A 5739-nucleotide genomic window follows, 5' to 3' on the forward strand; every position below is an offset into this window, starting at 1 on the left:
GATCTGATATTCAGCTACTCACCATCCTATGTCCCTAGCAAGCCTATTGGTATGGATGTCATTCATTCCATTGCCATGGATTACAATATTCCAGTTATGCTCTATGGTGAGACTCCGCAGTTCAGTTATAAACCACAACTGTTCAAAGACGCTGGTCATCTGAACGATAATGGGGCGATGCTATTCACAGATGTATTCGCAGACTCATTAGCTGTTGTTCTGCGTTAGTACAGTAAAATTTCTTGTCTAGCCTAGATCAAGTCATTTTGGTGCAGAGAGCATATATCAATTTCCGATTGGATCAGGGATTATCTGTTCTTCCCTCTGTCAAAGATCAGTAGCGCAAAGACATAGCAGATATTCTTCGTACCTATGATAGCCATGGCTCTATGTGGTTTATGGCATGGTCCGGCTTGGCACTTTGTCTTATGGGATGCGTGGCATGGAGTCGGTCTTTGTATCATCCTTACAAATTGCTGGAGCCGCCTGCGCAGATCGATGGCATCCGGGTGGCTGGATTGAAAGACCTTGCTGCCTTTAAGCTCAACGCGGTCTCAGGCCGAGGAAGCAAGAAGGATTTTTGGGATGTGGAGGCTTTACTTCTGCATTTCACACTGAGGCAAATGCTGGATTTCTTCACTCAAAAGTATCCGATGGCAGAGCTCTGGCATCTCATCAGATCGCTTACCTATTTTCGTGACGCAGATAATGAGCAAATTGAGATCCTCGATCTTCAGGGGCGAAGCTGGGAAGCCGTCAAAGAACGAATCATCAGTGCTGTCATGGATGAGAGAATAATTGAGGATTAGAGATCGCAGAATATGAACACTAAGATAACCATTATTTGATTGAAAAAGGGAGATAGAATGGCTGAATCGAGCAAATTTACCTGGGTCCAAACGCACAAAGAGATCGTGCAGTATCTCAAGAATATGAAGGACAGGCAACCGGAATTGATCGCCGAATTGGAGAAATCTGGGGTTGATGGACTAAATGATCAAGATGTTCAGGGACAGAAGATCAAACTTGAAGAGATAGATCCTTTTTCGTTCTTCTTTTTCATCTATAAATACGGAGATCAAAAACGACTCCAAGTCTTACAGAACATTGCAAAGAGTTTGAATATTCATACTCCAACAGATGTTGAAGGAGTCCCTACTACCTATAACCTGTACATACGAATGTTCCAGGATAAGGCAACGAGAGTAAATGACGAGATCGACCGCTTATGGTCGTTTTTTTTCAAGGCAATTGAGTATAAACTAGAAGATCAAGATTTCGAGGATATTCTAAGGATACCAGGGATGGGAATTATAAAACTGACAGAGGCACTTTTCTTGGTTGATCCTGAACACTTCATGTGTATCGACGCCCAAACAAAACCATATTTGAGAGAAGATCTGCAAATTGATTTGAATTTTGACACATACAGAGGTTATCAGAAGATTCTTGAGACAATCAAAGATAAGTCTGAGATGCCATTTTATGAGATATCCGGTAAGGCTTGTATCAAGTATCAGCAGGAAAATACAGCCTCTTACTGGGTATTCCAATGCAATCCTCAATATTACGATATTGCTGGTGCGTTAGGCACGGAACGCCCAATCAAGTGGAGAGTCGTTGCACATAAGAACAAGATTCGAATTGGAGACAGAGTCATATTATGGGTCACTGGCACTGACGCTGGATGCTACGCTTTAGCAGAAGTAACCTCGGACGTACAAGTCACCACAAGCGACTATTGGGAACAAGGTTTTCGGAAGGATCAGTCTGAGGAACAGCCTGAACTTATGGTCGAGATAACTGTAAGGTATAATCTTGCTAAAAACCCTATACTAAAGTCCAGAATATCTGAAATCCCGGAGTTGACCAACCTAAATGTTGGTCTGCAGGGGACTAATTTCACAGCTACCAAGAAGCAGTATGAGACATTGGAAAGGCTGGCTCAAGCTTCAAGTTCCGAAAAGGGCACCATAAAAGACAGGGAGTTTATGGATAATCCACCAAGACCAAATTTCGAACATAGAACCAAGCATCCGCTCAACCTGATCCTGTACGGCCCTCCTGGCATAGGAAAGACCTATAACACTATCAACAAGGCAGTTGCCATCGCAGACAGCATATCTGAAGAGAAATTGAAGAGAAAATACCTGACTAGGGACGCTCTGACAGCAAGGTACCGGAAATTGGTTGATGAGGGAAGGATCGTCTTCACTACTTTCCATCAGAGCATGAGCTATGAGGATTTCATCGAGGGGATAAAACCAGTCTCCAGAAAGGATGGCTCCCTCAGTTATAATGTGCTGCCGGGTATCTTTAAAACAATCTGTGAGCAATCCTCTCAGGAAAATTTGAGGGCTTTAGTCCCGTATCCCAAGGTATCAATACCCAGAGAGGACGGTATCGCCTCCATCAGTGATCAGGACTTCAGTAGGCTGTATGATGCTTATCTTGAAACCCTGCCTGATGATAGCGAAACTAAACGTTCCAGAGTGATTCTGTACACTGTAAGAGGAAATCCTTTTGATGTTTATAGGACTGCTAACAGGTTGGGTATCATGGTTCGAGCAGGGTCAAAGCGTACACCAAGTCAGATATCAAAAAATGAATTGCTACTGGTTTACAGAAAGCGAAAGAGGCCCAATCTCATATCTTATGAAGAAATTCTGATCGATGAAATCCTGAAACTGCGTAGCGCTGAGCCAGAGCCCTCCGTCGATAACAGTTTTGACCAGGCATACGCCAGACTCTGCTCTGATCTGAAATCTATGCCGGAGCCTGTGATGAAGGTCTGGACGCCCAACGGAACTGAGTTTGGAATATCCCTGAATGGTAATGGCAATCTAACAGTGCATACTGCTCCAGAGTTCAAGCCAAGTGTAACCATAACAAGGCAAAACATCTATTCCCACGCGATTGGAGAGGATGTCCCCCCATACGACAAGGGCTATTTCCTGGGTGTGCTGAGGCTATTGATTGATAAATACGGCTTCGAACATAGTATTCAAGACGCTTTTTCAGGGGCTGGAAACAGTCCGGAAGATTTTGAAACACTCTATGAGCTTCTAATTGAAGAGATCAGAGATAAACTATCCCACAAAGAGAAATATCTCTTGCAAACAAAAATGGATCGTCCGCTGGAAGTAGTCAGGATACTGTCTAATAATACATTGGTTGTCAGCAGCCCGGATAATCGAACCTATGAAATTGACGTGCCGGCATTGCGTAAGTTATTCTTATCGGGAAGAGATCCTAATACTTCTTCAAGTAAAGACATCGATGAGATTACAGGCAAGTGGCACAGTTCCGCATACAGGGCTATATGGAGCAAGATCGTCCAGATATCTGATAGCCTGCAAACTGCGTCTCCTGATGACCTTGTAGCAAACGTGGAAACGAGTGACACCGATGGAATTGAAGAGAGAATCATCGATTCACCTCAAGCACCTAAGGTCCTGATTATCGACGAGATCAACCGCGGCAACGTTTCCCAGATCTTCGGCGAACTCATCACTCTGATCGAGCCGGATAAACGCTCCGGAATGAAGGAAGCCCTGGAAGTGACTTTGCCCTACAGCAAAGAGAAGTTCTCAGTACCACCAAATCTGTATATCATTGGCACCATGAACACCGCAGACCGCAGCGTGGAGGCTCTGGATACAGCCCTCAGACGCAGATTCAGCTTCTGCGAGATGACCCCGGATTACATCCTTCTGGCTGGCAAAGAAGAGCAGGGAATCGATCTTGCCGGCCTGTTGAGTACCATCAACCAAAGGATTGAGGGCTTATTAGATAAAGACCATGCCATCGGACACAGCTATTTCTTGAGGGTAGCTAATGGCGAGAGTAGTCTAAAAGCCGTGTTTTTCGATGAGATTATTCCTCTCCTGCAGGAGTATTTCTATGGCAATTTCGGCAGGATCGAACTGGTACTGGGTAGAGGTTTTGTGAAGTCAAGCCCGGTTACCCAGTCAATTTTTGCTAAACCCTCGCCCGATAATGATGAGTTCAATGACCACGTCCGCTACACCTTGGTTCGCCGGGATGATATGGATGACGATGCCTTCCGGAGAGCGCTGCGGGTTCTGATGAAAGCGAGCGATGAAGCCTAACAAGATCAGCGTGTTCGAGTATGACCGGCTTAAAACAGGCCGCGAGTATAACGGAGTGCCTTTCACAGAGACTCTTCTGGAGTCTTTGGAACGCTTTCACTCCTCCAGTAAGACCCGGTATTACAATCTGATTCACAACGGAGTTGAATTCTGCGAATATGTGGGAGTTATCCAGGTGGATGGCATCCAGATCGAGGTCTTGCCAAAGCTGGATCGCAATGGTGGTGATGTAAATGCTTGGCGGGACTTGCTGATCGGCATGCTTCGGGAAGTTGGTATGTTCAGGGTTTCTGCACCCAGTACCAGTATGCTGACCCTGAGTTCAAACTCGATCCTTGAACTCTATTTCGATCTCTTCATCACAGAAGTGGAATACCTGATCCGCACCGGCCTGATCAAACAATATCGCAGGCAAAGCCTTAACCAGACTTCGCTCAAGGGCTCGCTGGACTTTCCTAGGCATCTGGCCAAGAATCTGGTGCATCAAGAAAGATTCCTCACCAATACCTCCGTGTATGATCAGGATCACGTCTGGCACAGGATAATCAGCCAGGCTGTCACCCTGATCCGCCTGCTCTCCCAAGACACCCAGATCCACAACCGGATTGGAGCTTTGGAACTCAATTTTCCCCAAGTATCCAGCCAAAACATCTCCGAAAGTACCTTCAACAAGCTTGTCTATACCAGAAAAACCGAAGGCTACCGCACCGCGATCGAGATTGCCAGGCTGCTGCTATTGGGCTTTCACCCGGACCTCACTGCAGGGGCAAACACCGTCCTGGCCTTGATGTTCGACATGAACCTACTCTGGGAAAGCTTCATCTATCACAGCCTGAGAAAGCAGTTCCTGGTCAACTCGGCTCCATATTCGGTGAGAGGGCAACACTCCACAGACTTTTGGGCGACAGGATCTTGCAGAAGGTATTTGCGGCCGGATATCTATCTGGAAAACAATGATAATGGATGCAGATATGTATTGGATACCAAGTGGAAAGACGTCGCAGGTGCCGGACCCTCACCTTCTGATCTGCAACAGCTATTCGCCTATTCCCAGTTCTTCCGCTCTGCCAGAAACGCATTGGTGTATCCTGGTCATAACAACAGCGTGCAAAGCGGTAGCTACGCCCTCAGAACAGATTGGGCCGATTCTGTATCTTGTAGCCTTATTCAGTTGGGTGTTGGCTCAAACATCAAGAAATGGCAGGAAACCATCTTTCAGGCTGTTATAGACTGGATGGAAGCAGTGTAAGGAGGAAGATATGTGAAGTGGATTACTTCGTTAGGACAAAATCCCGCATTCTTTAAGGTGTGATATTTCATATTTGATATGCGAAATATGCATGATTGAGATACAAGTCCTTCATATCATGCTGATAGAAAGAAGCGGCATGATCTAAGTGTGCCATAAGCACTTGACCAGTATTACATCATAGTCATCTCATGCTGGGGCTAGCCTTTTTCATTTGCAGAAACCCTGTCAGAATTTGCATTTTTCGGTGATCTAATTTGCAGAAAGCCTGTCAAAAACTACTCAGAGGGGTCTTGGAAAGGATGAGTAAGGATGAGCTACGATGCGACAGTTTGCATTTTTCGCTGCACAATTTGCAGATTTCATTGTCACTTTGCA

3 protein-coding genes and 2 pseudogenes are annotated in these 5739 nt (G+C 45.5%); all 5 read left to right on the forward strand.

Features of this window, described 5'->3' with window-relative positions; genetic code table 11:
* Positions 1 to 228, forward strand: a 228-nt coding sequence (locus LHW48_07890; protein ID MCB5260374.1) for a hypothetical protein, incomplete at its 5' end; no start/stop codon positions are given.
* A 227-nt stretch (positions 229 to 455) separates the two neighbouring features.
* Positions 456 to 809 carry a hypothetical protein gene (locus LHW48_07895; GenBank protein MCB5260375.1) on the forward strand — a complete coding sequence of 118 codons (354 nt, stop codon included), beginning with the start codon at positions 456 to 458 and terminating at the stop codon, positions 807 to 809.
* 666 nt (positions 810 to 1475) lie between these two features.
* A pseudogene (locus tag LHW48_07900) lies at positions 1476 to 1931 on the forward strand (EVE domain-containing protein).
* 1500 nt (positions 1932 to 3431) lie between these two features.
* Positions 3432 to 3935: pseudogene (locus LHW48_07905) on the forward strand (AAA family ATPase).
* 166 nt (positions 3936 to 4101) lie between these two features.
* Positions 4102 to 5361: an McrC family protein gene (locus LHW48_07910; GenBank protein MCB5260376.1), complete on the forward strand. Its 1260-nt coding sequence runs from the start codon at positions 4102 to 4104 to the stop codon at positions 5359 to 5361.
* Positions 5362 to 5739 lie beyond the last annotated feature (378 nt).

The organism is Candidatus Cloacimonadota bacterium (genome assembly GCA_020532355.1).
Taxonomy (GTDB): Bacteria; Cloacimonadota; Cloacimonadia; order Cloacimonadales; family Cloacimonadaceae; genus UBA5456.

Bases quoted from the DNA above. Each gene is read 5' to 3' on its own strand.
- LHW48_07910 (MCB5260376.1), top strand. From the start codon at position 4,102: ATGAAGCCTAACAAGATCAGCGTGTTCGAGTATGACCGGCTTAAAACA.